Origin of the sequence: Halorubrum miltondacostae, from assembly GCF_041379815.1 — an archaeon.
Taxonomy (GTDB): Archaea; Halobacteriota; Halobacteria; order Halobacteriales; family Haloferacaceae; genus Halorubrum; species Halorubrum miltondacostae.
Window position 1 is genome coordinate 370,597 of record NZ_JBEDNY010000003.1, and the last position, 25,240, is coordinate 395,836.

At 70.6% G+C, this 25,240-nt stretch carries 30 protein-coding genes; 13 read left to right on the top strand and 17 right to left on the bottom strand.

What is annotated here, in order from left to right:
- Positions 1-55: 55 nt before the first annotated feature.
- The 4 genes from ABNG04_RS10915 (at position 56) to ABNG04_RS10930 (ending at position 3,787) form a co-directional block, all read left to right on the top strand.
- On the top strand, positions 56-2,248 hold the full coding sequence (locus ABNG04_RS10915; protein WP_371162449.1) for a PAS domain S-box protein: 2,193 nt from the start codon (positions 56-58) through the stop codon (positions 2,246-2,248).
- 51 nt (positions 2,249-2,299) lie between these two features.
- A complete protein-coding gene (locus ABNG04_RS10920; RefSeq protein ID WP_239640216.1) occupies positions 2,300-2,515 on the top strand; it encodes a DUF7979 domain-containing protein in 216 nt (71 codons plus the stop codon).
- 81 nt (positions 2,516-2,596) lie between these two features.
- Positions 2,597-3,013 (top strand): DUF7124 domain-containing protein, encoded by a 417-nt coding sequence (locus tag ABNG04_RS10925; RefSeq protein ID WP_371162450.1) that lies wholly within the window; start codon positions 2,597-2,599, stop codon positions 3,011-3,013.
- A 108-nt stretch (positions 3,014-3,121) separates the two neighbouring features.
- On the top strand, positions 3,122-3,787 hold the full coding sequence (locus ABNG04_RS10930; protein WP_371162451.1) for a MogA/MoaB family molybdenum cofactor biosynthesis protein: 666 nt from the start codon (positions 3,122-3,124) through the stop codon (positions 3,785-3,787).
- 30 nt (positions 3,788-3,817) lie between these two features.
- On the opposite strand, the gene trpG is transcribed toward ABNG04_RS10930, so the two are convergent.
- The 6 genes from trpG to ABNG04_RS10960 all read right to left on the bottom strand — a co-directional run bounded on the left by trpG (position 3,818) and on the right by ABNG04_RS10960 (position 10,061).
- A complete protein-coding gene (trpG, locus tag ABNG04_RS10935) occupies positions 3,818-4,411 on the bottom strand; it encodes an anthranilate synthase component II (protein ID WP_371162452.1) in 594 nt (197 codons plus the stop codon).
- On the bottom strand, positions 4,408-6,084 hold the full coding sequence (gene trpE / locus ABNG04_RS10940) for an anthranilate synthase component I (RefSeq protein WP_371162453.1): 1,677 nt from the start codon (positions 6,082-6,084) through the stop codon (positions 4,408-4,410). Before trpE ends, trpG begins: the two co-directional genes overlap by 4 nt.
- Positions 6,081-6,725: a phosphoribosylanthranilate isomerase gene (locus ABNG04_RS10945; RefSeq protein WP_371162454.1), complete on the bottom strand. Its 645-nt coding sequence runs from the start codon at positions 6,723-6,725 to the stop codon at positions 6,081-6,083. Before ABNG04_RS10945 ends, trpE begins: the two co-directional genes overlap by 4 nt.
- Positions 6,725-7,774: an anthranilate phosphoribosyltransferase gene (trpD, locus tag ABNG04_RS10950; RefSeq protein ID WP_371162455.1), complete on the bottom strand. Its 1,050-nt coding sequence runs from the start codon at positions 7,772-7,774 to the stop codon at positions 6,725-6,727. The genes ABNG04_RS10945 and trpD overlap by 1 nt, the downstream gene beginning before the upstream one ends.
- 213 nt (positions 7,775-7,987) lie before the next feature.
- Entirely contained in the window at positions 7,988-8,677 is a 690-nt protein-coding gene (locus ABNG04_RS10955; protein WP_371162456.1) for a universal stress protein, read from the bottom strand.
- A 100-nt stretch (positions 8,678-8,777) separates the two neighbouring features.
- Complete coding sequence (locus tag ABNG04_RS10960) at positions 8,778-10,061, bottom strand: tRNA pseudouridine(54/55) synthase Pus10 (RefSeq protein WP_371162457.1); 1,284 nt, start codon at positions 10,059-10,061, stop codon at positions 8,778-8,780.
- Positions 10,062-10,249: 188 nt separating this feature from the next.
- Here ABNG04_RS10960 and ABNG04_RS10965 point away from each other — a divergent pair, with 188 nt between their 5' ends.
- The 3 genes from ABNG04_RS10965 (at position 10,250) to ABNG04_RS10975 (ending at position 12,142) form a co-directional block, all read left to right on the top strand.
- Complete coding sequence (locus ABNG04_RS10965; RefSeq protein ID WP_371162458.1) at positions 10,250-10,624, top strand: hypothetical protein; 375 nt, start codon at positions 10,250-10,252, stop codon at positions 10,622-10,624.
- A gap of 136 nt (positions 10,625-10,760) precedes the next feature.
- Positions 10,761-11,444: an endonuclease III gene (gene nth / locus ABNG04_RS10970; RefSeq protein WP_371162459.1), complete on the top strand. Its 684-nt coding sequence runs from the start codon at positions 10,761-10,763 to the stop codon at positions 11,442-11,444.
- Between the two features lie 152 nt (positions 11,445-11,596).
- Entirely contained in the window at positions 11,597-12,142 is a 546-nt protein-coding gene (locus ABNG04_RS10975; protein ID WP_371162460.1) for a DoxX family protein, read from the top strand.
- Between the two features lie 169 nt (positions 12,143-12,311).
- Here the strand turns inward: ABNG04_RS10975 and ABNG04_RS10980 are convergent, their stop codons facing one another.
- The gene (locus tag ABNG04_RS10980; protein ID WP_371162461.1) at positions 12,312-12,746 is read right to left on the bottom strand and encodes a COG1361 family protein; all 435 of its coding nucleotides are present in this window, start codon (positions 12,744-12,746) and stop codon (positions 12,312-12,314) included.
- 141 nt (positions 12,747-12,887) lie between these two features.
- Here ABNG04_RS10980 and ABNG04_RS10985 point away from each other — a divergent pair, with 141 nt between their 5' ends.
- The 4 genes from ABNG04_RS10985 to ABNG04_RS11000 all read left to right on the top strand — a co-directional run bounded on the left by ABNG04_RS10985 (position 12,888) and on the right by ABNG04_RS11000 (position 15,720).
- The gene (locus ABNG04_RS10985; RefSeq protein ID WP_371162462.1) at positions 12,888-13,967 is read left to right on the top strand and encodes a glutamate--cysteine ligase; all 1,080 of its coding nucleotides are present in this window, start codon (positions 12,888-12,890) and stop codon (positions 13,965-13,967) included.
- Positions 13,968-14,106: 139 nt separating this feature from the next.
- Positions 14,107-14,718, top strand: a complete 612-nt coding sequence (locus tag ABNG04_RS10990; protein ID WP_371162463.1) for a helix-turn-helix domain-containing protein — start codon at positions 14,107-14,109, stop codon at positions 14,716-14,718.
- A gap of 58 nt (positions 14,719-14,776) precedes the next feature.
- Positions 14,777-15,271, top strand: coding sequence for a phosphopantetheine adenylyltransferase (locus ABNG04_RS10995; protein ID WP_371162464.1), 495 nt, complete (start codon positions 14,777-14,779; stop codon positions 15,269-15,271).
- A complete protein-coding gene (locus ABNG04_RS11000) occupies positions 15,268-15,720 on the top strand; it encodes a hypothetical protein (RefSeq protein ID WP_371162465.1) in 453 nt (150 codons plus the stop codon). Before ABNG04_RS10995 ends, ABNG04_RS11000 begins: the two co-directional genes overlap by 4 nt.
- 33 nt (positions 15,721-15,753) lie before the next feature.
- Here the strand turns inward: ABNG04_RS11000 and ABNG04_RS11005 are convergent, their stop codons facing one another.
- The 5 genes from ABNG04_RS11005 to ABNG04_RS11025 all read right to left on the bottom strand — a co-directional run bounded on the left by ABNG04_RS11005 (position 15,754) and on the right by ABNG04_RS11025 (position 18,908).
- Complete coding sequence (locus tag ABNG04_RS11005) at positions 15,754-17,181, bottom strand: FAD-dependent oxidoreductase (RefSeq protein ID WP_371162466.1); 1,428 nt, start codon at positions 17,179-17,181, stop codon at positions 15,754-15,756.
- 105 nt (positions 17,182-17,286) lie between these two features.
- Positions 17,287-17,724: an RNA-binding protein gene (locus tag ABNG04_RS11010; protein ID WP_371162467.1), complete on the bottom strand. Its 438-nt coding sequence runs from the start codon at positions 17,722-17,724 to the stop codon at positions 17,287-17,289.
- Positions 17,725-17,745: 21 nt separating this feature from the next.
- On the bottom strand, positions 17,746-17,934 hold the full coding sequence (locus tag ABNG04_RS11015) for a hypothetical protein (RefSeq protein ID WP_006113388.1): 189 nt from the start codon (positions 17,932-17,934) through the stop codon (positions 17,746-17,748).
- A gap of 79 nt (positions 17,935-18,013) precedes the next feature.
- On the bottom strand, positions 18,014-18,595 hold the full coding sequence (locus tag ABNG04_RS11020; protein ID WP_371162468.1) for a DUF7524 family protein: 582 nt from the start codon (positions 18,593-18,595) through the stop codon (positions 18,014-18,016).
- Positions 18,596-18,710: 115 nt separating this feature from the next.
- The gene (locus tag ABNG04_RS11025; protein WP_297887499.1) at positions 18,711-18,908 is read right to left on the bottom strand and encodes a methytransferase partner Trm112; all 198 of its coding nucleotides are present in this window, start codon (positions 18,906-18,908) and stop codon (positions 18,711-18,713) included.
- A gap of 93 nt (positions 18,909-19,001) precedes the next feature.
- Here ABNG04_RS11025 and ABNG04_RS11030 point away from each other — a divergent pair, with 93 nt between their 5' ends.
- A complete protein-coding gene (locus ABNG04_RS11030) occupies positions 19,002-19,286 on the top strand; it encodes a ribonuclease P protein component 4 (RefSeq protein ID WP_371162469.1) in 285 nt (94 codons plus the stop codon).
- Positions 19,287-19,310: 24 nt separating this feature from the next.
- On the opposite strand, the gene ABNG04_RS11035 is transcribed toward ABNG04_RS11030, so the two are convergent.
- The 3 genes from ABNG04_RS11035 to ABNG04_RS11045 form a co-directional block, all read right to left on the bottom strand.
- Entirely contained in the window at positions 19,311-19,991 is a 681-nt protein-coding gene (locus ABNG04_RS11035) for an HAD-IIB family hydrolase (RefSeq protein ID WP_371162470.1), read from the bottom strand.
- Between the two features lie 117 nt (positions 19,992-20,108).
- Positions 20,109-21,281: a Cdc6/Cdc18 family protein gene (locus ABNG04_RS11040; RefSeq protein ID WP_371162471.1), complete on the bottom strand. Its 1,173-nt coding sequence runs from the start codon at positions 21,279-21,281 to the stop codon at positions 20,109-20,111.
- Positions 21,282-21,375: 94 nt separating this feature from the next.
- The gene (locus tag ABNG04_RS11045) at positions 21,376-21,579 is read right to left on the bottom strand and encodes a hypothetical protein (RefSeq protein ID WP_371162472.1); all 204 of its coding nucleotides are present in this window, start codon (positions 21,577-21,579) and stop codon (positions 21,376-21,378) included.
- A gap of 154 nt (positions 21,580-21,733) precedes the next feature.
- On the opposite strand from ABNG04_RS11045, the gene ABNG04_RS11050 reads away from it, so the two are divergent.
- Positions 21,734-22,132, top strand: a complete 399-nt coding sequence (locus tag ABNG04_RS11050) for a hypothetical protein (RefSeq protein WP_371162473.1) — start codon at positions 21,734-21,736, stop codon at positions 22,130-22,132.
- Between the two features lie 113 nt (positions 22,133-22,245).
- Here the strand turns inward: ABNG04_RS11050 and ABNG04_RS11055 are convergent, their stop codons facing one another.
- Positions 22,246-23,412, bottom strand: coding sequence for a DUF7973 family transport facilitator (locus tag ABNG04_RS11055; protein WP_371162474.1), 1,167 nt, complete (start codon positions 23,410-23,412; stop codon positions 22,246-22,248).
- Positions 23,413-24,951: a glycerol kinase GlpK gene (gene glpK / locus ABNG04_RS11060; protein ID WP_371162475.1), complete on the bottom strand. Its 1,539-nt coding sequence runs from the start codon at positions 24,949-24,951 to the stop codon at positions 23,413-23,415.
- Positions 24,952-25,240: the final 289 nt, after the last annotated feature.

The following is a 25,240-nucleotide window of genomic DNA, read 5'->3' on the forward strand; positions in this document are numbered from 1 at the left end:
GACCGCGGGCGGCGGTTCAGGTCGCTTTTCAGGCTGTACGTGCTATGGCGCCCAGATGCCTCTGGGATCGTCACGCCCCCCCGACGGTTTCTTCGCCTCCTTCGTCGAGGAGTGTGCCGACCCGGTCGTCTCGCTCGACGAGGCGGGAACGATACTGTACGCGAACGACGCCACCGAGGCGGCGCTCGGCTACGAGCCGGCCGCGCTCCGCGGTCGCACGCTCGTCGACCTCGTCGCGTCCGAGACGGTCGACGAGCGGACGCGGTCGGTCCGCGAGCGGCTCGCGCAGGTGGAGGGGCTCCCCGATCGCGGGAGCGTCTCGGTCCCGGTCCGGCACGCCGACGGCCACACGGTGACGTTCTCCGTGCGGTTCCACGAGCACGCTCCCGGCGGCGTGATCGATGCGGGCGACGAGAACGACTCCCCCGATGCGGCGGAAGACGGTCCCGACGCCGTCTACACCGGGATCTTTCGCGACGGCGTCGAAGAGGTCGGCGGCGCGGTGACGGAGACGTTCCGCAACCTCGTCGAGCACGCCGGGCACGCCATCTACGTCACCGACGTCGACGGCACGATCGAGTACGTTAACCCGGCGTTCACCAATCACACCGGGTACGACGTCGACGAGGCGCTGGGGGAGACGCCGGCGATCCTCAACTCCGGCGAGATGCCCGACGAGTACTTCGACGCGCTGTGGTCGACGCTCCGGGACGGCGAGGTGTGGGAAGAGGAGATCGTCGACCGCCGGCACGATGGCGAACTGTACCACGCCCACCAGACGATCGCGCCTGTCGCCGACGACGACGGCGAGGTTTCGCGGTTCGTCGCCATCCAGACGGACATCACGGACCGCAAGGCTGCGATGGGGCGCCTGAAGCAGTACCGCGACATCGTCGAGCGGCTCGACGACCCCGTCCTCCTCCAGAACCGCGACGGGGAGTTCGAGCTGCTGAACGAGGCGGTGAGCGGGTTCGCCGGCGTCGACCGCGAGGAGCTGTACGGCACCGACGAGTTCGCGTTCATGGACCCGGAGACGGCGGCAAAGGTCGACGAGCGGCGGAAGGCGGTGCTCGAGACCGAGGAGATGACCGAGTACGAGATTTCGCCGACGTTCCCGGAGAGCGGCCGCGAGGCGACGTTCAGCACGCAGCGGTACCCCTACTACGACGCCGACGGCGATCTCGCGGGCACGTTCGCCATCTGCCGGAACGTCACGGATCGGAAAGAGCGCGAACGCGACTTGGAGCGGTACGAGCGCGCGATCAACGGGGCGACGGACCTCATCGCCGCGGTCGACCGAGAGGGCAGGCTCCTGTTCGCGAACCCGCAGTACCGGGAGTACCACGGGCTGGGGAACGGCGACGTGACGGACCTCACCCTCGCCGACGTCGTGCCGGACGACGGCTACGAGACCGTCGAACGGCAGGTCGAGCGCGCGCTCCGGGGCGACACGGTGGAGTACCGGACGACGCGGACGCACCCGACGCGCGGCAGGCGGACGTTCGACGTTCGGTACTACCCGCTCGAGAGCCCAGAGGGGGATGACCCCGGCGGCGTCGTCGGCGTACTCCGCGACGTGACCGACAGCGAGCACCGCGCGCGCCAGCTCCGGGTCGTCGACCGCGTGCTCCAGCACAACCTCCGGAACGCCCTGACGGTCGTCCGGGGGCGGGCGGAGCAGATAACGGCGGGCGACGCCGACCGCGCCGACGCCGAGTACATCGTTTCGCGGGCCGACGACCTGTTGGAGACGAGCGAGAAGGCCCACCACATCACCGAGATACTGGGCGACGCGCCGGAGACCGAGCGGATCGACGCCGGGCGGGTGGCGCGGCACGTCGTGGACACGGCGACCGAGGAGTTCCCGGCCGCCACGGTCGAGGCGTCCGTGCCGGAAGGCGAGGTCGCGACGGCGTCGGCGACCACGTGGCTCTCGCGGGCCGTTGACGAACTGGTCCGGAACGCGATCGTCCACAGCGACCGGGACCGGCCCACGGTCGAGGTGTCGGTCGAGGCGGACGCCGACGCGGTGCGGGTCCGCGTCGCCGACGACGGACCGGGGCTGAGCGGGATGAACCGCGACGTGCTCGTCGACGGAACTGCCGTCGACGCGCTGTACCACGGCAGCGGTCTCGGGCTGTGGCTCGTCTACTGGGTCGTCCAGCAGTCGGGCGGCTCGGCGTCGGTGGCGGACGCGGACCCGCGCGGGACCGTGGTTACGCTCACGCTCCCGCGCGCCGACGACTGAGACGCCGATCGCCGCGAAACGTTTATGATTAATCGTGTCATACGATATCATATGTCACTGAGAGACACCGGGCGACGGCTACGCCTCCGCCGCACGGGCCGTATCCCGTCCGACGCGCGGGTGCGCCACTACGACGAACTGGACGAGGAGGAACAGAGCGTCGTGCGGGAGTTGGCCGGAGAACCGTGGACGGCCCCGGAGATCGGGGACCTCGACGACGGCGACGTAGTGAAGTTCACCGATTACTACCAGATCCGATCGCGGTGAGCTCCGTCGAGGCGTGGTGAGCGCTCGCGGCGTCTCCGCGGAAGCGAAGTTGTTTTCGCCGGCCGGCGGTAACCGGTGCGCATGGACAGCGGCGGATCTACAGACATGACGCTGGCGTTCGAGTTGGAGGCGCTGAAAGCGCTTGCGGACCCCAACGCGGTGTTCAACAACGCCCGGCAGTGGACCGAGTACGTCGGGGTTGTCAGCGAGAAGCCGACCTACGTCGTCACGAACTTCACGCGGAAACACCGCGTGCGGCAGGACTTCTTCTCGGGGCCGCGCGGCGTTGAGGAGAGCCTCGAGAACATCAGCCAGCAGTTCGACACGGACCGGCACGTCTTCGTGGGGGTCGACGAGGAGGACGAGGCGGTCGCCGACGCGACCGATTGGGAGTTCCTCCACGTCGAAGACGCTGCCGAGGCCGCCGGCTGGACGCTCGCCACCGGCGAGGCGGCCGACGAGGCACCCGAGGAGCAGGCCCGCGACGACTGGCCGTAAGCGGGGAGGCGAGACGCCGAGCTGGCTCCCGCGCCCACGTGGGTCGGAGGGGCCACGCGCGGCTCGCCGACCGGGAGATGTTTTCGCGCGGGCGTCAAACATCGTTCCATGAGCGACGACCACGGGCATGACGAGCACGGCCACAACCACGGACATGACGACCACGGACACGACGACCACGGACACGACCACGACGGCGACCACCACCACCATCATGACGCCGAGTCGGTCGCGGCGGCGGTCGTCACCGTGTCCTCCTCGCGGTCCACGGACGAGGACCCGGCCGGCGACTACATTGCGGACGCGTTCGAGGAAGCGGGCCACGAGGTCGTCGTCCGCGAACTGATCCCCGACGACTACGACAGCGTCCAGGGGACCGTCGATCGGCTCACCCGCCGGAAGGACACCGACGTCGTGGTGACGACCGGCGGCACCGGCGTCACGCCGGACGACGTCACGCCGGAGGCGGTCCGGGGGCTCCTCGCGAAGCGGCTCCCCGGGTTCGGCGAGCTGTTCCGCCGGCGCTCCGTCGAGGAGGTCGGCACGCGGACGATCGGATCGCGCGCGACGGCCGGGGTCGTCTCCGCCACGCCGGTGTTCTGTCTCCCGGGCTCCGAGAACGCGGTCCGGCTGGGCGTCGACGAGATCATCCTCCCCGAGGTCGGCCACCTCGTCGGACTCGCCGGCAGGGGGCTCGACGACGAGTCGGGCGACGAAGCAGCGGACGACGAGACGGCGAGCGACGCCGACGCGTCCTCGGAGGACAGTTCGTAAGCGGAGGCCGCCGCCCGAGGTCTCCGGGAGTCAGACGGCGGTGAGGAAGTTGCGGATGAGGTCGTGGCCCGACCCGGTCAGCACGCTCTCGGGGTGGAACTGGACCGCCTCGATCGGGTGCTCGCGGTGGCGGATCCCCATCACGATCGACTCGCCGTCATGGTCCGTGGTGGCCGATACCGCGAACTCGTCGGGGATCTCCGTCGCCGCGAGCGAGTGGTAGCGGCCGGCCCGGAACCCCTGATCGAGCCCGCGGAACACGCCCTCCCCGTCGTGGTCGACGGGGAATGCCTTGCCGTGGACCGGTTCGGGCGCGTGCCCGACGGTCCCGCCGTACTCGTGGACGGCGGCCTCCAGGCCGAGGCACACGCCGAGCGTCGGGACCGTCGGCGAGAGGTCGCGCAACACCGGCATCGTCACGCCCACGTCGCGCTCGTTCTTCGGGTGGCCCGGCCCGGGGCTGACGATCACCGCGTCCGGCTCCGCGCCCTCGATTTCCGCGAGCGAGGCGGTGTTCTTGAACACGTCGACGCCGACCGGCTCGCCGTCGATCGTCTGGTCGGAGACGTACTCGACGAGGTTGTAGGTGAACGAGTCGAAGTTGTCGACGACGACGACGTTCATCGCTCCGCCTCCGAGCCGGTGGCGATCGGGTTCGCGTCATCGTCTTCCGCATCGCTCTCCTCGCCCTCCCGGATCCGGTCGATCGCGGTCAACACGCCGTCCATCTTCTGCTCTGTTTCCTCGTACTCCGCGGCTGGGTCGGAGTCGGCGACGAGCCCCGCGCCCGCCCGCACGCCGACGACCGACTCCTCGCCCGACTCGTCGAGGGTCGCGGTGCGGATCACGATCGCGAAGTCGGCGTCGCCGGTCCACGAGTAGTAGCCGACTCCGCCGCCGTACGCCTCCCGCGGCGTCGTCTCTAAGTCGTCGATGATCTCCATCGCGCGCACCTTCGGCGCGCCGGTGAGCGTCCCCGCGGGGAACGTCGCGCGCGTCGCGTCGAAGGCGTCCGCGTCGGCCGCGAGCGTCCCCGTCACGGTCGACTCGATGTGCTGGACGTGGCTGTACTTCAGCACGTTCATGAACTCCTCGACGCGGACGGAGCCGGGCTCCGAGACGCGCCGCACGTCATTGCGCGCGAGGTCGACGAGCATCGTGTGCTCGGCGCGCTCCTTCCCGTCGGCGAGCATCTCCCCCGCAAGCCGGCGGTCCTCGACCGGGCTCGTCCCGCGCGGACAGGTGCCCGCGATCGGGTTCGAGACGACGCGGTCGCCCTGAACGGAGACGAGCGTCTCCGGGCTGGCGCCGACGACGGTCCGGTCGTCGTGGCGCAGCACGTACATGTACGGCGAGGGGTTCACGTCGCGGAGCGCCGCGTACAGCCCGAGCGAGTCGACCTCGCCGCGGAGCTCGCGGCTGCGCGAGATCACGCCCTGGTAGATGTCGCCGTCGAGGACGTGGCGCTTGGCGGTCCGGACGGCCTCTTCGTACTCCTCGCGCGGGTCCGCGGACTCCTCGGCGACGCGCACGCCGGCCGGGTCGGGCGGCGCGGCCTCGCGCAGTTCGGCCGCGACGCGCTCGGCCTCCGCGACGAGGTCGTCGTACACCGCCGCGGGGTCGTCGTCGGTGCCGATCACCGGCGTAAACACGAGCTCGACGCTCCCCTCCCGCTCGTCGAAGACGACGGTCCGGGTCGTGAGCGCGAACTCGGCGTCCGGGAACTCGGTCTCGGGGCAGTCGACGCCGACCTCCTCCAACCAGAGGTCGTAGACCGCCTCGTACGCGAGGAACCCGACGAACCCGCCCGAGAGGATCTGGCGGTCGGTGTCGGGGAACCCGCGGAGGCGCACGTCGGGGAACGCCGCGCGGACGCGGTCGACCGCGTCGCCGGCGCCAGGACCGAGGCCGGGCGAGGTGGTCGCAGTCCCCGCATCGCCGTCGCTCCCGTCGCCGACGAACTCGGCGGCCGGGCCGAGCGCGGTCACCTCGGTGCGGTCGGGGTGGACGGAGACGACGGCCTCCGGGTCGTAGCCGACGAACGAGTAGCGGGCGTGCCGGTCCGCCTTTCCGCCGTTCGTGAACGCGCCGTCGGGGTCGCTGGAGGCGACCTTCTCGCCGGACTCCAGGAGGAACCCGTACGGGCTGTCGCCGACGAGGGTCGCGTACGCGCCCAGCGGGGTGACGTCCGCGTCGAGCGAGGCCGACGCACGGACGACGACGGGCTTCTCGGCGTCGGCGGCGAGATCGACGAACTCGGCCTTCGACCGGTCGAGTGGGGGACCTGCGTCGGTCATAGCAGTTCCATCTCCCGGCCCGCGTTGGCGACGAAGCGGGCTACGGCGTTGTGGTCCTTCCGGCCGCCCTCGATCTCGACGCCCGAGGCGACGTCGACCGCGAAGGGGTCGGCGACGCGGACCGCCTCGGCGACGTTGTCGGCCGTCAGCCCGCCCGCCAGCACGACCGGCGTCGTGAGCTGGGCGGCGAGCTCGCCGGTCGCGCGCCAGTCGTGCGTCTCGCCGGTGCCGCCCGCGCCGGAGTCGTCGGTGGAGTCGACGACGAAGGCGTCGACCGCGCCGTCGAACTCCTCCGCGCGGGCCTGATCGTCGGCGTCGACCGTGAGCAGCACCTTGCGCTCAGTCTCCGCCCGGATGTAGCGGAGCTCGTCGCCGGTCCACTCGCCGTGGAGCTGGATCGCGTCGGGGGCGGTCGTGCGGGCCAGCTCGACCGCGCGCTCGGCGGAGTCGGGCATCGTCACGAGCGTCGCGGTGACGAACGCGGGCACGTCCGCGAGCAGCTCCGCCGCCGCTGCCGGGTCGACCTCGCGCGGGGAGTCGACCGGCACCTCCGAGATCACGCCGACGGCGTCCGCGCCCGCGTCGACCGCGGCGCGCAGGTCTGCCTCTTGGGTGATCCCGCAGATCTTCACCCGCGCCATCAGTCGTCGTCCTCCGCGGTCGCCGCCTCCGCCCCCTCCGCGGGGCCGTCGTCGCCGCAGAGCGCCGCGAACTTCTCCGCGGCCGCGCCGGAGTCGATCGCCTCGGCCGCGCGCTCGACGCCGGCCGCGAGCGTGTCGGCCTCGCCGGCGACGTAGATTGCGGCGCCCGCGTTCGCCAGGATCAGGTCGCGCTTCGGGCCCGTCACGGAGCCGTCGACGATCCCGCGCAGGTCCGCGGCGTTCTCTTCTGGCGTGCCGCCCGCGACCGCCTCGATCGGCGCGCGGTCGAGGCCGAGGTCAGCGGGCGAGATAGTGAACTCCGTCACGTCTTCCCCGTCGACCTCGGCCGCGACCGTCTCCGAGTGGATCCCGATCTCGTCCATGCCCGCGCCGTGGACGACGAGGGCGCGGTCGACGGGCATGTGCGCCAGCGACCGCGCGATGACGGGGACGAGGTCGGGGTCGTACACGCCGAGCACCTGCGCGTCCGCGCCGGCGGGGTTGGTGAGCGGGCCGAGGACGTTGAAGATGGTCCGCATCCCGAGCTCCTTGCGCGGGCCGATGACCGCCTTCATCGCCGGGTGGAAGACGGGCGCGAGCATGAAGCCGATCCCGTCCCGCTCGATCGCGTCCTCGACGGCCGGCGGCTCGGCCTCGACGTCGGCCCCCGCGACCTCCAGCACGTCCGCGCTCCCCGACGAGGAGGAGACCGAGTAGTTGCCGTGCTTGGCGATCGGTACGCCGGCGCCCGCGGCGACGACGGCCGCGGTCGTCGACACGTTGATCGTGTCGTGGTCGTCGCCGCCGGTGCCGCAGGTGTCGACGAGCGGCTCGCGGTCGGGCTCGATCGTCCGCGCCGCGTCGCGCATCCCCTGCGCGAAGCCGGCGATCTCGGCCTCGGTCTCGCCCTTCGCGCGGAGCGCGGCGAGGAGCGCCCCGATCTGCGCCTCGGTCGCGTCCTCGAAGACGAGCCGCGCGGCCTCGCGCGCCTCCGCTACGGTCAGATCCTCCCCGTCCGTCACGCGCTCGACCGTGTCGTTGAGATTCATTGTGTCCACCGATGTAGTATTCCGCGTTGTGATGTACAAGTGTGTACACTGTTTTAACGCTGTCGCCGAGGTGTGGAGTGGTAGCAAACGACAAAAACGCAGCCGGAACAGGGTCGGACGGGAGGCGGAACGGCGGCGAACGGAAGGCCGAACGGCGGTGGAATCGATGCGGCACGGAAGCGGAAGCGAGAGCGATGGCGGGAGCGACCGGCCCTACGCCGCGTCGAGCGCGGTCGACCCGTCGGCCTCGACGACGACGACGGGGACCTCGGCGTCGCCGACCACCGTGTCTGTCGTCGATCCGAAGACGAACCGGCCGACGGTCCCCGTCGTCGGCGCCCCCACGACGACGAGGTCGTAGTACGCCGACTGCTCGACGATCGCGCCGGCGGCGGTCCGGTCCTCGACGAGCCACCGGTCGGCGCGGTCGAACCCGCCGAGCCGGTCCTCGGCGGCGTCGAGGAGTCGCTCCCCGGCGGCGGCGTAATCGGTGTCGGCGGCGTCGACGGGGGCGACGGTCCCGGAGGCGTCGTCGTCGGGCGCTGCGTCGGCGAGCGCCGCGTCCGAAGGGACGACGTGGAACAGTTCGAGCCAGGCGTCGGTCGCCGCCGCGATCTCCCGGGCGACGTCGACGGTGGCCCCGGAGTGCGGCCCCGGACCGACAGCGACGAGGACCGACGAGACCCGGTCGGGTCGCTCCGCGCGGTCGGCGCCGTTCAGCGACACGTCGGCCGCGGCCGGGACGCCGCTCGCGTCGTCGACCGCGGGCCGGACGACGGAGTCGCCGACCGCGGGCGATCCCGCCCGACCGGCGGCGGTCGCGCCGCCCGATTTGCCGTGCGCGCCGCCGTTTCGGCTACCGCCATCTCGGGGTTTTCCACCGTCTACGTCGCTCCCATCCATGGTTGTGTGTCTGACGCTCGTCAGATAAATCCCGTTGGTTCCGCGTCCGCACCAGGGCCTGTGCGGCGCGGTGAGACCTCGGCAGAGGGCTCGCGCGGCGTCACTCCCGGAAGAACTCGTCGCGCTCGAACGGCTCCGCCTCGCCCTCCACCGCGAGGACGTCAAGCGCGGTCACCTCGGCCCCGACGCCGAGGAGTCCGGCGAGGCTCGGCTCGGTCCGCCCCTCGTCGCCGGAGATCAGCTCCTTAATGTAGAGGCCACCCTCGCCGCGTATCTCGACGGTCGCGTGACGCGGGTCGTCGAGCTCGGCGGTCGACTCGTACACGTCGCGCTCGCGGGTCATGCTCGCGCGCCGGTGGTCGACACGGTTCGGCGTGTACTGCTCGACGGTCGCTCCCTCCAACGTGGCGATCGCGTCCGCAAGGGCGTCGGCTTCGACGTCGGCGTCGAACGTCACCGCGGCGCGGTAACGCTTGGCCGCGTCGTGACCCTTCACGCGCTCGACCATCTCGTAGGTCGCGAGCCGCAGCCCCTCGACCTCGACCGCGCCGTCGGCGAAGGCGTTGATGTCCGCCTGGAGGCGATCGGTGTCGACCCGGCGGCGGCGCGGTTCCTCGATCTCGACCACGAACGGGCGGCCGGTGCCGAGCATGAGCGCGTCGACGTCCTCGCGGCCCGCGCCGTGGAACGTCGCCTCCGTCCCGTCCATCACGTCCTCGACGACCGGCGCGGTGTACTCCTCGACGCTGTCGTCGTAGAGGTAACCGGAGCCGTCGCAGTGGTCGCAGGGGTCGGCCCCCTGCCGCCCGGAGCCCTTACACTCCCGACAGGGCCACTCGGTCTGCGGGATGTCGCGCTCCAGCTTCCTGTACCGGCCGTAGACGAACGTGGAGTTCACCTTCGCGTCGATCTCGTCTTCGGCCAGGTCGATCGTGAACTGGACGTCGGGTCGGTCGAAGGAGACCTCCGCCCCCGTGAGCCGCCCGAACCGCTTGCCGACCTCGCGGTTGAACTCCGATTTGAACGGCTCGCCCGCGTCCTCGTCGAGGCCGGCGTCCGCGCGGAGCAGCGCCTCGTTCTCCTCGATCAGCGGCGGCGGGCGCGTCCCGACGTTGTAGGTGGCGAACTCGACCCCTTCGACCGCCTCGGCGGCGCGGTCCGCCCACTCGTCGAAGGCGGCGCAGCGCCCCTCGCACACCCAGCAGTCCGCGGTGTCGACCGGCTCGTGGTCCTCGTCGTCGCGCAGCGCGAGCGACACCCGGAGCGCCGAGCCGCGGTCGGCGTTCGACAGCCCGAAGCTCCGGTCGGCGACGAGCCGGCCGAGGCAGGCGTCGCAGACCGGTCCGGTCTCGGTCGCGCGCGCCGCGACGTCGAGTACGTCCATACGCTCACCAGCGCGCCGCGTGGTAACTGTCTTACTACTCGGTGGCTCCGTCGACGTTCTCGACGGGAGAGACGATCCGTTCGGATACGCTCGACGGAGCTGACTCGTGTGCCTCAATCGGTGTTTCTCCCCACTCCTGAGTTGGACCCGTCACTGGGATATAAGAAACGCAGGCCTCATGTCCCCCTATGCGACTTCTCACCAAACCCGCCGCCGTGGGCGTCGTAGTCGGTTCGGCCGTCGGACTGATCGGCGGGGTGTTCATCGGTCCGGACGGGTGGGCGCTCGGGGGGGCGGCGGCGGGCGGTGCCGTCGGCTTGGGGAGCGCCGATCTCGCGGGATCGATACTCGACAGCGCGAAGGCCGGCGTGCTCACCGCCGTCGTGTTCGCGGCGGTCTTCGGGCTCGGGAGCGGTGTCCGCATCGCGATCGACACGGGGAACCCGGCGGTACTGACACAGGGGTTGGGGCCGTTCTTCTCGATCGCGTTCATCTACGGGTTCGGCTGTTTCATCGCTGCCGCCGTCACCGGCGCAGCCGTTCACTTCGTTCGGAGTTCGTGATAGCCGGGCAGTTCCTACGGCGCAGCGGAAGGTTCTCTCGGTCGGTTCGACGCGCGGCCGAGCGGCCGAGCGCCTCCGGACCCCGACGAGGGGTCGCAGTCGGATCGTTCAATGTCGCCCGGACGGAGGGACTGGTATGGGAACGCCACTCGACCCGCGTGCGGAGCAGGTCGCCGAGGTACTAGACCGGCTGTACGAGGAGTACCCCGACTCGACCATTTCTCTCAACTACTCCAACCGGCTGGAGCTGCTCATCGCGGTGATCCTCTCCGCGCAGTGTACGGACGAGCGCGTGAACAAGGTGTGCGCCGACCTGTTCGAGACGTACGGGACCCCCGAGGAGTACGCGAACGCGCCCCAAGAGGAGATGGCCGAGGAGATAAACTCGATCACCTACTACAACAACAAGGCGAAATACATCCGCTCCGCGTGCGCGGACATCGCAGACGAGCACGACGGCGAGGTGCCGGACACGATGTCCGAGCTGACGGACCTCGCGGGCGTCGGTCGCAAGACCGCGAACGTCGTCCTTCAGCACGGCCACGACGTGGTCGAGGGGATCGTCGTCGACACCCACGTCCAGCGGCTCACCCGGCGGCTCGGGGTCACCGAGGAGGAGCGGCCCGAGGCGATCGAACAGGACCTGCTGGACGTCGTCCCCGAGAGCGACTGGCAGCAGTTCACGCATCTCATGATCGACCACGGCCGCGCGACGTGCACCGCGATCAACCCCGATTGCGCCGACTGCGTGCTCGCGGACGTCTGCCCCTCCGAGAAGGGGGACGCCGAGGTCGACCTCGCCAGCGGCGAGGCGTGGTGAGCCCGGAGAACCGGTCTGACCCGATGACGTTCGGGTGTAGTAATTAAAGACCCGGCAGATGAGGGGATCCGGCCGGATCCGTCTCATCGCAGGGGAACTCGCTTCTCGGTTTATAGGGGTATCCGGCGTATCCGTAAGTGAGGAGAGACACTATGTCCACGAAGACCACAAACGAGTTCGGCGGAATCACGCTGTTGGGGAAGGCGCACTCGCTGTCGGCGCTGTTCATCGTCCTGCTCCGGGCGACCATCGGTGGGATGATCCTGTTCGCGGGCCTCGGGAAGGTCTCCGAGTGGCCGTTCGACGCCAGCGGCTACCTCGTCCACGCGCCCGACGCGGCGAGCCCGGTCAGCGGCTTGTACGCCGCGATGGGGTCGACGCCGTGGTTCGTCGAGTTCGCGAACGTGTTCGTGCCCGCGACGCAGCTGCTGATCGGCACGGCGCTGATCCTCGGCGCGTTCGTCCGCCTGGCCGCGCTGGGCGGGGCGATTCAGATGACGCTGTTCTACCTCGGCGGGTGGAGCGGTGACTTCCTCGCCCTGTTCGACTCGACGATGGTGTACGCGATGGTGTTCCTCACCGTCGCCGCGTTCGGCGCCGGCCGCGTCCTCGGCCTCGACGCATACATCGAGCAGATTCAGGTCGGCGGGCAGGCGCTCGTCGAGAGAGTCCCGGCACTCCGGTTCGTCCTTGGCTGAGCAGGGGCCGTATCAGGTGGGAAGAATCGCGCGCGCGACGGCGCGCCGCCGGCTCGTTTTCCGCTCGATTCGCGGTGCTGCCGGTTCGATTTACGTACTGACTCGGTAAGAGACGGTCACGGTCCGGAGCCGTCGATGCCGTCGTACGAAACCGAGAGAAGATACCGCATCACCCGTCGGTGACGGTGACCGAGAAGGACTCGCGGACGCTCCGTTCGGAGTCAGCGTCCGGGTAAACCGTGACTCCGTACTGGTACTCGCCGGTTTCGACGGACTTGGCGACCGCGACCGGGACCATGACGGTAACGATGGTACGTCCGGACCAGAACCACGTGGGCGGATAGGAGTCCTCTCCCGAGTCCGGCGACGGGCTGACATCCCGCTCCGAGTCGCTCAGTCCGAGGGTGATACCGTCCGGGGGCGGACGGAATGTAAAACCGCCAATGTCGGTGGCTTCCACCGTGACAGTCGCCTCGTCGCCGCGAGAGATCGTCGGCGTGTCGCCCCCGATCGACGGGTCCCATTCGCCATCGTCGCCGGCACAGCCGGCCAACGAGACCGCGCCGGCGGAGAGGAGACCAGCGACGAAGCACCGTCGGTTCATGACTGTGGGCCGCGCTCAACAGAACAAGTGTCTTGTGGGGCGGGTCCGGACGATGCGGTCGCTTTCGGGCGCGCACCCGGACGCCGCCGCACCTTCCGCCTTCCAATCCTTATAAGACCGAGCGACCGGTACGGAGCGGTAATGGAACTCGGTTCGCGGGACGCGTTCTCCCGGATGGGGACGCTCGGCATCGAGGAGGAGTTCTACATCGTCGATGCCGAGGGCCGCCCGACGTCCGGGACCGACGACCTGGTGTACGGCCGCGACCCGCCGGCGGCCGTGCCGGAGGGGTTCGAGCACGAGCTGTTCGAGTGTACGATCGAGGCGCAGACGGAGCTGATCGAGGGCGGCGACGACCCCGCAGACGCGCTCACGACGGTCCGCGAGGCGCTCGTCGACCACGCCGCCGCCGACGGGTATCGGATCGCGGCCGCGGGCCTCCACCCGGCGGCGAAGTGGCGCGAGCTCGACCACGTCCAGAAGCCGCGGTACCAGGCGCAGCTTGACCGGATCCAGTACCCGCAACACCGCAACACGACCGCGGGGCTCCACGTCCACGTGGGCGTCGACGACGCGGACAAGGCCGTGTGGGTCGCGAATCGACTGCGGTGGCACTGCTCGGTGCTGCTCGCGCTGTCGGCGAACTCCCCGTTCTGGAACGGGTTCGACACCGGGCTCGCGTCGGCCCGCGCGAAGGTGTTCGAGAACCTCCCGAACACCGGCATCCCCTCGGCGTTCGAGGACTTCGACGCCTTCCAGCGGTACGAGCGGCGGATGGTCGAGACCGACTCCATCGCCGACCGCGGCGAGCTGTGGTTCGACGTGCGGCCCCACACCGGCCACGGCACCGTGGAGGTCCGCGCACCCGACGCGCAGCGCGACCCCGACGTGACGCTCGCGCTGGCCGAGTACGTCCGCGCGCTGGTCGTCGACTACGCCGAGCGGTACGAGGACGGCGAGTCGGTCCCCTCGCTGCGTCGCGAGCGCTTGGACGAGAACAAGTGGCGCGCGATCCGCCGCGGGCACGACGCCGCGTTCGTCGACCGCGACGGCGGGGGGACGACGCCGCTCGGCGAGGTCGTCGACGCCGAGTGCGACCGGCTCGGAATCGACGGGATCCGCGAGGTGTACGAGGCGGAGAGCGGCGCGGCGCGCCAGCGACGGATCCGCGAGGGGTCGGGGGCGGACGCGCTGCGCGAGGACCTCGTCTTGAACGCCTGAACGCTGCGGGGGAGCTCAGTCCCACGACCGGAGACGGGCCCGCCGGACGACGAGCCCGCTCGATACGTCTCCCGCCGACGTTTCGTCGGAACGAAAGCGACGAGAAACCCTTTTGCCCGCGTAGCCCCCACTTTCTGCCATGACCACGGACGATTCACCGTCGGAGCCGGGAGACGACCCCGAAGAGTCGCCGACCGAGCGGACCCGCGAGGAGCTTCGGAAGACGAGAGAGCGGCTCGGCGAGGGCGCCGACCGGGCGGTGAAGGGGTTCGACGACAACGTCGTCGACCTGCTCGCGTGGCTGCTCGACACGGAGACCCGCGCCCGCATCTACGTCTACCTCCGGGACAACCCCCACAGCACCAGCGACGAGGTCGCCGACGGGACCGGACTGTACCCCAGCACCGTCCGCGAGGCGCTCGCCGAGCTCCACGACGAGGGCACCGTCGAGCGCGACAAACGGAAGGCCGAGGGGGCGGGCAACAACCCCTACGAGTACGAGGCCATCGCGCCGAGCGACCTGGTCCGCGGCGTCGTCGGCGACGTCCAGGCGGAGCTGAACGCCGTCTTCAACCTCGACCGGCGGCTCGGCGGCGAGTCGCCCGACGGCGACAGCGAGCCCGTCCAGATATCCGTCGACGGGCAGAGCGAGGAGGAGGGCGAAGAGAGCCACGGAGCGGGCGACGCGGCGGGCGCGGACGAGGACGCCGCCGACCCGAGCGGCGGCGACGAGGCCGAGCCCACGAACTGAGCGACGGCGGCGGTCGCGGTTCGGGACGTTTTAAGTTCGACCCGCGCAACGGAAAGGCATGAACGTCGCGCTTGGGGGTACGTTCGATCCCGTTCACGACGGCCACCGGAAGCTGTTCGAACGGGCGTTCGAGCTGGGTGACGTCACCGTCGGGCTCACCTCCGACGAGCTCGCGCCGAAGACCCGGCACGTCGAGCGCTACGTCCGCCCCTACGACCGCCGCGAGCGCGACCTGGAGGCGGAGCTGGCCCCCCTGGCGGAGGCGCACGACCGCGAGTACGAGGTCCGCGAGCTGACGGAGCCGACCGGCATCGCGGTCGAACCGGAGTTCGACGCGCTGATCGTCTCGCCCGAGACGAGGGGCGGCGGCGAGCGGATAAATGAGATCCGCGCCGAGCACGGGCGCGATCCGCTCGACCTGGTCGTCGTCGACCACGTGGCGGCCGAGGACGGCGAGCGGATCTCCTCGACGCGGATCGTCGCGGGCGAGATCGACGAACACGGCAACCTCACCCCCGACCGCGAGGGGCGGGGCGCGACGCGACCGGAATGACGGACGCGAGCGCGACCGAGGGGACCGCGGCCGCGTCCCGGCGCGCGGCGCTGCTCCGGATCGCCCTCGGCGAGACCGGCTTCGAGCGGGCAACGGTGTGGAGCGCGGTCGGGTTCGCGCTGACGTACGTCGTCTTCGATGCCACCGCCGCGGCGGGCGTCGGCCCCGCGGCGACGGCGGGCGGACTCGCCGCGGTCGCCGCGGTTGGGGCTGTCGCCTTCGCCGCGACCGGCGGCGGCGCCCTCCCGACGGCCCTGCTCGCGTACGGCCCCTTCGCAGGCACGCTGCTCCGGGCGCTCGGCCCCGCGGCGTACACGCTCCCGGGCGGCCCCGGCGGCCCGGCCCTCGTCACCGTCACCGCGCCCCTCGCCCTCGCCGCCGCGGTCGCCGTGGCCGTCGGCTTCGCGGCGGCGGTGGTGGGGTTCCTCGTCGGGCGGATACGGGAGTGAGTTCCCGCCGCTCGGTGAGGACTCCGTCGCCGCTCAGCCGTCTAGCTTCCCGTTCAGCACCTTCGCCGCGACCAGGATCGGGTCCCACACCGGGCTGAACGGCGGGGCGTACGCGAGGTCCAGTCGCTCCACCTCGGGCGCGGTCATGTCCGCCTCGATCGCGGTCGCGAGCGTGTCGATCCGGATCGCCGCGCGGTCGGTGCCGACGACGCTCCCGCCGAGGAGGCGGCCCGTGTCGCGGTCGGCGACGAGCGTAACGTCGGTCTCGGCCGCGCCGGGGTAGTAGCCGGAGCGCGACCCCGCGGTCACCGTCTCGCGGACCGGGTCGAACCCGGCCGCTTCGGCGGCATCCGGGTCGAGGATCCCGACGCGGGCGGCCTCCGTGTCGAACGCCTTCACTGCGGCGGTCCCCGCGATGTCGCCGACCGGTGTCGGGTCGCCCGCGACCGTCGCGCCGATGGCGCGCCCGGCGCGGTTCGCGGTGAGGCCGAGCGGCGTCCAGTCAGGCGCTCCGGTCACCGCGTGGCGTGCGGTCGCGCAGTCCCCGGCGGCGTACACATCCGAGAGGCTGGTGCGGCCGTGGTCGTCCACGCGGATCGCGTCGCCCGGCCCGCGGTCGAACCCGGTGCCGTCGAGCAGGTCGGTGTTCGGTCGGATCCCGACCCCGACGACCGCCATGTCGACCGGGACGCGGTCGCCGTCGGCCTCGATCGCCTCGATCCGGTCGTCGCCGACGAGCGCCTCGACCGGGGCGTCAGTGTGAACGCTGACGCCCTCGGCCTCGAGCGCCTCTTCGACGCGGTTCCCGACCGCCTCGCCGAACGGCGAGAGGAGGTGCCCGGACCGGTGGAAGACGTGGACGTCGAGCCCGCGCTCCGAGAGCGCCTCGGCGACCTCGACGCCGACGTACCCGCCGCCGACGACGGCGGCCGTCTCGGGGGCCGGCATCGCCGCGTTACGCTCGACGCGGTCGCGGTCGACCGCGCTCACGTCGGCGCGGTCGGGGTCGTAGGCGTCCGGCTCCGCGACGTACGCGTCGATGGCGGCCGCGGCATCCATGTCGTGAAGCGTGAACGCGCCGTCGAGACCGCGCACGTCGAAGGGACCGGTCGTCGCGTGCGCCCCTGTGGCGACGAGCAGGTCGCCGTACGCCCGTTCGAATCGATCGCCTGCTGCCGTCTCGACGGTGACGCGCTTCGCGTCGGGGTCGACGGCGACCACCTCGTGACCGCGCCGGAGGTCGATCCCCCGCTCGTCGACTTCGTCCGGCGACAGCGACAGGAGGTCCGACATCCGGTCGACGTACCCGGCGATGAAGTACGGCATCCCGCAGTAGGCGTACGAGATCCAGCGGCCCTTCTCGAAGACGACGACCTCGCGGTCCGGCGCTTCGCGGCGGAACTTGCTGGCCGCGCTCAACCCCGCCGCGTCGGCCCCGACGACCACGAACGGATCGCTCATGACGGGACATCGACGGGGCGGGTGAAAAAGTCACGCCGCGGGTGCGGCCGGGCCACGCGACCGGCCGAGTGCGGTCGAGGCCCCGCGCCGGGGCCGTATCGCCGCTCAGTCGTCGTCGGCCAGCCGCGAGAGCGTCTCGCGGGCGTTCGCGACGGCCTTCTCCTTCTTCGCCGGGTACGCTTCGACCTTCGTGCGGACGGTGATCCCGGGGCCGAGGCGGACGTCGCCGCGGAAGGCCGCCTGCTTGTCGAGCCGGAGGAACAGCGCGCAGTTGTCGTCGACGCGCTCGTCGAGCTCGTCGAGGACGCGGTCGAGGTCCTCCAGCTCGGACAATCGGTCCAACACGTGTCGCATCTCGTCGGCGGTCTCGACCCGCGCCGAGAGCACGACGATCCGGTCGCCGTGGTGCCCCACGTTCTCCACGCGGTCGAGCTCGACGTCCTCGGGGAGGAGAGATCGCAGCGACTGCTCGACCCGCTTGACGTCCTCCGTGGCGTACGAGAACGCGCGGAGGTCGACGTAGTGGAAGGGGACTTTCGGCATACGAAACGAGTGGGTGCGGCGTTACTCCTCGCTCTCGACGGCGTCGAGCGCGTCCTCGGGGACGCCCGTCTCCTGGCCGTCCTCGAAGCTGACCGTGTACGTCGCGTCGCCGAACATGGTCTCCATCACCTGCGTGATCGTGCCCGACTCGCCGTCGTACTCGCTGTGTTTGTCGTGGAGCACGACCTCGTCTTCCTTCTCGAAGCTCATGGCGTCTCGTTCCGCCGGGACGGTTAAAAGCGCGCGGATCCCGACCGAGACGACGGCGTCCGGACGGGCGGGCGTCGCCTCACGTCACCGCGAGCAGCACCGCGCCGAACGCGATCATGAGTGCGATCCCCACCGCGAGCCACACGACGGCGCTGTCGACGGCGAGCGCGACCGTAACCGCGGCGGCGACGGCGAGGAACCCGAAGACCGCGCCCGCGGTCCCGCCGCGCCGGACGAGGCGATCGAGCGCGTTCACCACCTGGCGACCGGGCGGCACGTCGGGCGGGCGTTCCGGGGGCGCGGAGAAGGTCTCGTCGACCGCGACCGGCTCCTCGGGAGTGTCGGGGGAGGGGTCGATCCGCACGTCGACGTAGCTCGTGTTCGACCCGTAGCCGGTGACGATCTTCAGCTTGCCGCGGACGCGCTCGTCGACGTCGGCCGTCGAGACGTGGACGTGGCGGGTCCCCTCGTCGGCGACGAAGTGGTTGACCTCGTCGACGGCGGTCACCGGGTCCAGGTCGTCGTCGAAGTGGAGGTGGACGTGCGTCGAGCGCCCCGTGTTCTCGAGCACGACCGGAAACGGCCCGTCGGTGACGAACGAGTCCGGCGCGTCGATGTCGTGGACCGCCTCCCCGTTCAGTTCGACGTCGAGTGTCGGCACGATGGAGACCACGACCCCGTACTAAAAAAAGATTCACACGGGCGAGGGGTTTCCCCGGGCGGCGCCGCCGCCAGGTAGTCGGTCGATCCCCGCCGGCCGAACAGCGTGTCGGCGCTTACGCCGCCGCCTCTTCGCGCATGTCCGGCGGCAGGAGGTTCGGGATCCCGTCCTCGATGGGGTACGTCTCGCCGCACTCCGTACAGGTGAGCGTCCCGGCGAGGACCTCTCCGTCGTCCGCCTCGTCGTCGACGTCGAGTTCGAGGGTCGACTTGTCGAGCGGACAGCAGATCACGTCCATCAGGGATTCCTTCATACCGCTCGGTTGGGTGGGACCGATAAAAAAGCGTGCGGGTCGCGGTCGCGTCGGATAACAACCCCTTTTGCCGACGCGCTCGCCGTCACGGCCATGGGCATCCCGGCGGAGCGGATCGAGCGGCTGTTCGTCCTCGCTCGCGAGGCGGTCGTCGACGACGAATACGACCGCGCCCGTGGGTACGTCGCCCGCGCCCGCCGGATCGCCGAGCGCAACCGCTGCGGGATCCCCGCGGAACTCTCCAGGCGCGCCTGCGACGACTGCGGCGTCTACCTCCGGCCCGGCAAGACGAGTCGCGTCCGGACGCGGCCCGGGCGCGTGGTCGTCCGCTGTACCGAGTGCGGGGCGACGGCGCGGTACCCCTACGGCGGGGAGTGACCGTCGACCCCGCGTCGTACCCGCCTACTCGGCGCGCTCTCGTAGTTCGGTCAGGACCGAGGCCGTTCCGTCGATGAACCCTTCTGCCACCACCTCGTTGGCCGCCTCGCGGGCCGTCGCGTCCGCGTTGGCGACCGCGTACGACTCGCCGGCGACGCGGAACGTCGACGCGTCGTTCTCGCTGTCGCCGATCGCGACGAACGCCTCGGGGTCGAGGCCAAGGGCGGGGGCGACGTGTTCGAGCGCCCGCCCCTTGCTCACCCCCGTCGACTTGACGTGGAAGGCGTAGCCGGTGTCGACGACCTCCACGTCCTCGACGGCCGCGGCGACCTCGCGGAGGAGCGCCTCGTCGGCGTCGGGCGCGACCGCGACCTCCGTCTCGCGCCAGCGGTTCACCGTGTCGCCGTCGCCCCAGCCGATCGCGCCGCCGCGCTCGCGGAACGCCTCGACGACGGCCCCGGCGGCGTCCGGGTCGCCGACAATCGTCGTCTCGCCGTCAACGTACGCGACGCCGCCGTTCTCCGCGATCACCGTCTCTTCGCGGCCGAGGAAGTGCGCGAGCGCGACCGGGTACGGGAACGCCTTCCCGGTGGCGAACACCACCGGCGCGTCCCACGCGGGCAGCAGCTCGAAGGCTCGCGGGTCGATCCGGCCGGTCGGCGTCGTCAGGGTGCCGTCGATGTCGAGCGCGAGAGGCGGGACCATACGCCGAGTTGGGGACTCCGCGTCAACTGTCTTCCGTTCGAGAGGGGGCGGAGACCGCCCGCGCGGCGGCCGTCAGGGCCAGACGCGAAGCGGCAGTCCGCGTCCAGACGAGCGGAGCTACCCGGTCCGGACGCGGCGGTCGAACAGCTCGCGGAAGACGAGCGTCGGGAAGAGCGGCACGAGCCGGCTCGGCGGCCGGCCCTTGCCGTCGCTCTGGTGGACCGTGACGCGTTCGAGCAGGCCGCCGTCGGCCAGCTCGTAGAGCGCGCGGCGCACTGTCGACGCCGAGAGGTCGACTCCCGGCCGCGCCGCGATGGTCTCCGTCGCCACCCCGACGGTCGACCGCTCGTCCTCCGAGAGCCCGGCGAGCTCGTAGAGGAGCCGCTGTCGGCTCTCCGGGAGCGCGAGCACGCGACCCAGCGCGACGCAGGGCCGGGGCACGCCGTCGATGCCGGTGTCGACATCGCCCGCGCGGACCGTCGACGCGCCTGCCCGCTCCGCGTTGACCGCCGCGCCCATCACGGCGGCGAGCGCGTCGTGGGCGTCGCCCGCGGCCCACTCGACGATCTCTCGGATCTGGTCGTGGGTGAGCGCGTCGCGGCCGAGCCCGGTCGAACACCGGCTCGTCAGCAGTTCGACGAGCACGTGCCGGCGGTACTTCGCGAACTCGACGGTGGCCTCCGGCTCCCAGTCGATCGAGTCCGGCGGGTCGCGGCCGAGGAACGCCGGCGTGAGCCGCTCGGCCACGTCCGTCAGCCAGTCGACGAGCGTCGCCGCCGCGGGCGTCTCGGTCTCGTTGGTGTGGTCGACGGCGACGACGAGCTCCGGGCCGGTGCGCATCGCGTCGCGCAGCGACTCGGCCAGCTCCTCGGTCCCGATCCCGTGGTCGGGGACCGGGTCGTCGCTCATCGCGGCCAGCATCGCGTGGTACAGGCGGAAGCGGGTCGACGCGCGACGCGCGTCGACGTAGACGAAGCCGGGGATGGTCGGCTCCACCGCGCGCGTGGTGGTTTGGATGGCGCGCCGCGGGCCGCTGTGGCTCGCGAGCCGGTCGATCAGCGCGGAGACGACCGCCGACTTCCCGCTCCCCTTTGGCCCGTACACGTAGACGCTCGGCGGTAGCGACCCAGAGAAGGCGGGCTCGAACACATCGAGGAGCCGCTCGATGGCCGGGCCGCGGCCGATCGGCGAGTCGACGTGGGTGACCGGCGACACGGCATCGAAGTCGGCGAGGACACCCATCCCCGCGTCATAGCCGAGCCGTCGCTCGATCCGGTCGTCGATGTTCACGGTCGGCCCTCCGTGACTGTCGGACAAAACCTCCCCGACTCGGGACGGGCCGACGACCCCGTCGTCGGGCGGATTCGCCCGCGCGACGCGTCGCCTACCAGTGGGCCGGCTTGTACCGGTTGATGACTACCGTCGACACCACGAAGACGGCCCCGCTGATGAGGCCGGCGATCAGTCCGACCGCGAGTCGGACGCCGATCGTCCCCGCCGACACCACCGCCGTCACGGCCGCCACGACCCCCATCACGACGAGGAGGTTGCGCCGATCCGTCCCGTCTAGTCCGATCCGGTCCAACATACCGCGTCATCCCGGGCGGGGAAGTTAAACGCCCCGCGTTCGCCTCGCGGCCGCGACCGGCGGCCCAGGCGGGCGGCGACGCCCCCATCCCGGACAGCCGAGGGGATTCGCCCCGATGGAAACCTATACGGCCGTCGGCCGAACTACGACGGGTATGTCGAACGATCCGGCCGTGAAGACGCTGCACACCGTCGACAACCGGAGCAAAGTCGTCGCCGTCCTGTCGACGGCGGCCGCCTTCGGGGCCGGGATGCTCGCCGTCGGCGACATCGAGTTCGTCTCGATCGCCGCGGCCGCGGTCGGCGTCGGCGTCCGGTTCGGGTCGGTGTGGTGGGGCGCGCGCGTCTTCGTCGACCGCGACGCGGCGTCCGTGACGGAACAACCGACCGCCGGCAGCTTCCACCACGGGGCCCTCGGGGTCGCGCTCGCGGCGGCCGGCGGCCTCGCGCTGGTCGCCCGCGCTTTCGGCGGCGCGTCGTCGACGGTCGCGGCCGCCGCCGTCGCGGTCGCCGTCGCGGCGTTCCTCGCCCTCTCGGCGCTGCTCCCTGAGTGACGGTCGCGCTCGTGCGCGGTCACCGACACACCCGTCGCTGTCCGGGCGATTCCGATCGACCGCGGATACGCGATGTGCCATAATAAAAGATCCCTGCCGAGGGCCGGGGCGCGTTAGATCCCCGTGCCGGGGATCCACACGGCCCAGTTGAGCAGTCCAGCGATGACGAGCAGCCCGAGCGTCAGCGACCAGACCACGATGGCGGCCGCCGGCGGGTCGAGGTGCGTGTCGGAGTGCGCGTAGAACACGCGCTGCGACGCCTCACCGACGACCGCGGCGAACACGCCGAACAGCGCGCCGAACAGCAGCGCGGGTGCGGCGCCGAACGCCAGCGGCGCGGTCAGGTCGCCCGCCGAGAGATCTGTGAGCGTCGTGATCCCCCCCTGCCACACGGAGAGGAAAGCGGTCGAGCCCGCCAGCGTCATGTGGTGGGTGACCGGGATCCGGTCGACGCCGAGGTTCAGGAACAGTAGCGACCCGGCACTGATCCCGAAGCCGGCGAACACGGCGATGAGGCCGTGTCCGCCGCTGATCATGTTGTACGTGATGACGGCGGAGGCGAGACCGGAAAAGAAGCCGATCGCCGCGACGTGCGACCACTTGTACATGTTTGGCAGCCACGGCTCGACCGCGAGGCGATCCTCGCTGGCCTTGCCACCGTCGCCTTTCACTTCGCCGGGCTCGCGCATCTCCTCGCGCTCGAACGGCCCCATGTCGAAGTAGCCGTTCGCCTTGTCGCTCACTGCTCCGACGATGCTGTAGCCGAAGACCGCCCGAACGACGAGGGCGCTGATCACGATGCTCACCGGAATCGGATCGACCGGGATTGCGAGCTGCCGAGAGAGCTGCTCGATGAGCACGCCGAAGACGCCGAAGACGGCACCGACGGCGAGGATGTCCGGCTTACTTCCCAGCGCGAAGCCGATGTCCTTCGCGTTGTGGTAGTCGAATCCGGACTCCATGTATCCACGGTCGGCCGCGTACGCGGCGGCCGCAGCACCTCCCGCGAAGGAGATGTGCGGTCCGAACACCGGGCCGAACCCGACGTCGACGCCGAACCCGCCACCACCGAGCGACCCGCCGATCACGAGGAAGCCGGTGAAAATGAACGCCGGCAGCGCGCCGAGCGCCGCCCCGAACGCGCCGCCCGCGAGCGCGCCGAGGAGGATCGTCGGGTTGGTCAGGCTCTGGACGACGTCCGTCGGTGCGCCGGGCTCGTACCCGACCTGTAGCACGGTGTCGGCCGCGACGGCCAGCTCCGGGAGCAGTTCGACGCCCATTTACTCGTCCTCCTCGTCGAGCGCCCAGTTCATCGAGCGATCGATCGCGTCGTCCCAGCGGCTGTAGAGCTTGTCTACCTCCGCTTGGTCCTTCTCGGGGCTGAAGTCGCGATCGATCTGCCAGTTGTCGCGCAGCTCGTCGACGGAGTCCCAGTAGCCGACGGCGAGGCCGGCGGCGTACGCCGAGCCCAGCGCGGTGGTCTCGTCGACCTCCGGACGGACGATGTCCGTCTGGATGATGTCAGACTGGAGCTGACAGAGGAAGTTGTTCTTGACCGCGCCGCCGTCGACGCGGAGACTCGTCATCTCGACGCCGGAGTCGGCCTCCATGGCCTCGGCGAGGTCGCGGGTCTGGTACGCGATGCTCTCGAGTGTCGCGCGGACGATGTGCTCCTTGGTCGTCCCGCGGGTCATCCCGACGATGGTCCCGCGGGCGCGACCGTCCCAGTGCGGCGCACCGAGCCCGGTGAACGCCGGCACCATGTAGACCCCATCGGTCGAGTCGACCGACCGGGCGAGTTCGGCGGTCTGGGCCGCGTTGTTGATGAGGTCGATGTCCTCGAGGAACTCGATCGCCGCGCCGGCGATGAAGATCGATCCCTCGAGCGCGTACTGGACCGGCTCTCCCGACATCTGGAATCCGACCGTGGTGAGCAGGCCGTTGTCGGACGCGACGGCCTCCTCGCCGGTGTTCATCAGGTAGAACGCGCCGGTTCCGTAGGTGTTCTTCGCGTCGCCCTTGTCGAAGCAGGTCTGGCCGAACAGCGCGGCCTGCTGGTCGCCGAGGGCGCCAGCGACCGGGACCTCCTCGCCGAGGAAACCGTCGGCGTCCGTGTGGCCGTAGTAGTCCTCGTCGGACGAGGGGCGTACCTCGGGCACCATCTCCTTCGGCACGTCGAACTCCTCTAAGAGCTCGTCGTCCCACTCCATCTCCCGGATGTTGTACAGCATCGTCCGGGACGCGTTGGTGACGTCCGTGATGTGGTTCCCCGTCAGGTTGTGGATGAGCCACGTGTCGATGGTCCCCATGATGAGCTCGCCCTCGCGAGCGCGTTCACGGAGGTCGCCGCCGCGGGAGCTCTGCATCTTGAGCGGCTCCGCGTTATCGAGGATCCACTCGGTCTTCGTCGCGGAGAAGTACGCGTCGCACTCCAGGCCGGTCTTCTCGCGGATCTCCTCGACCTTGCCGGCCTCTTGGATCTCCTCGACGCGGTCCGTCGTCCGCCGGTCCTGCCACACGAGCGCGTTGTGGACCGGTCGTCCGGAGTCTTTGTCCCAGACGATCGTCGTCTCGCGCTGGTTGGTAATGCCGAGCGCCTCGAGCTGACTCGCCTCGAGGTCGGCATCGGCGAGGCCGTCGAGGACGACCTGCTTGGTGTTCTCCCAGATCTCTATCGGATCGTGCTCGACCCAGCCCGGGTTCGGGTAGATCTGTTCGTGCTGTTCGTACGCGTTCGCGACGACCTGGCCCTCATGATCGAACACCATGAATCGGGTTCCGGTCGTCCCCTGGTCTATCGCACCGACATACTGTGTCATGTTCTGAATCCCTCCTGTGGCGCTGGTCCGCGAGCGGCGGTGGCCGGGTCGTCCTCGCCGTCGAGGGCGGTCCCGGTGCCGCGTTCGCTGTCGCGTCGCGCGACCGCTCGTTCAGGCCCGTCCGGAGCCGGTCCGAGACGGCCGCGAAGCGCATCGAGGCCGCCGCGACATATTTTCACGGAAGCTACCACGCCGGTCGTGAACATAATGTACTACCATAATAATCTTCCTGTTAAAATCCGGACATCGGCGGGAGTGAAAAACTCTTGTATATAAAACCGTCGGCAAC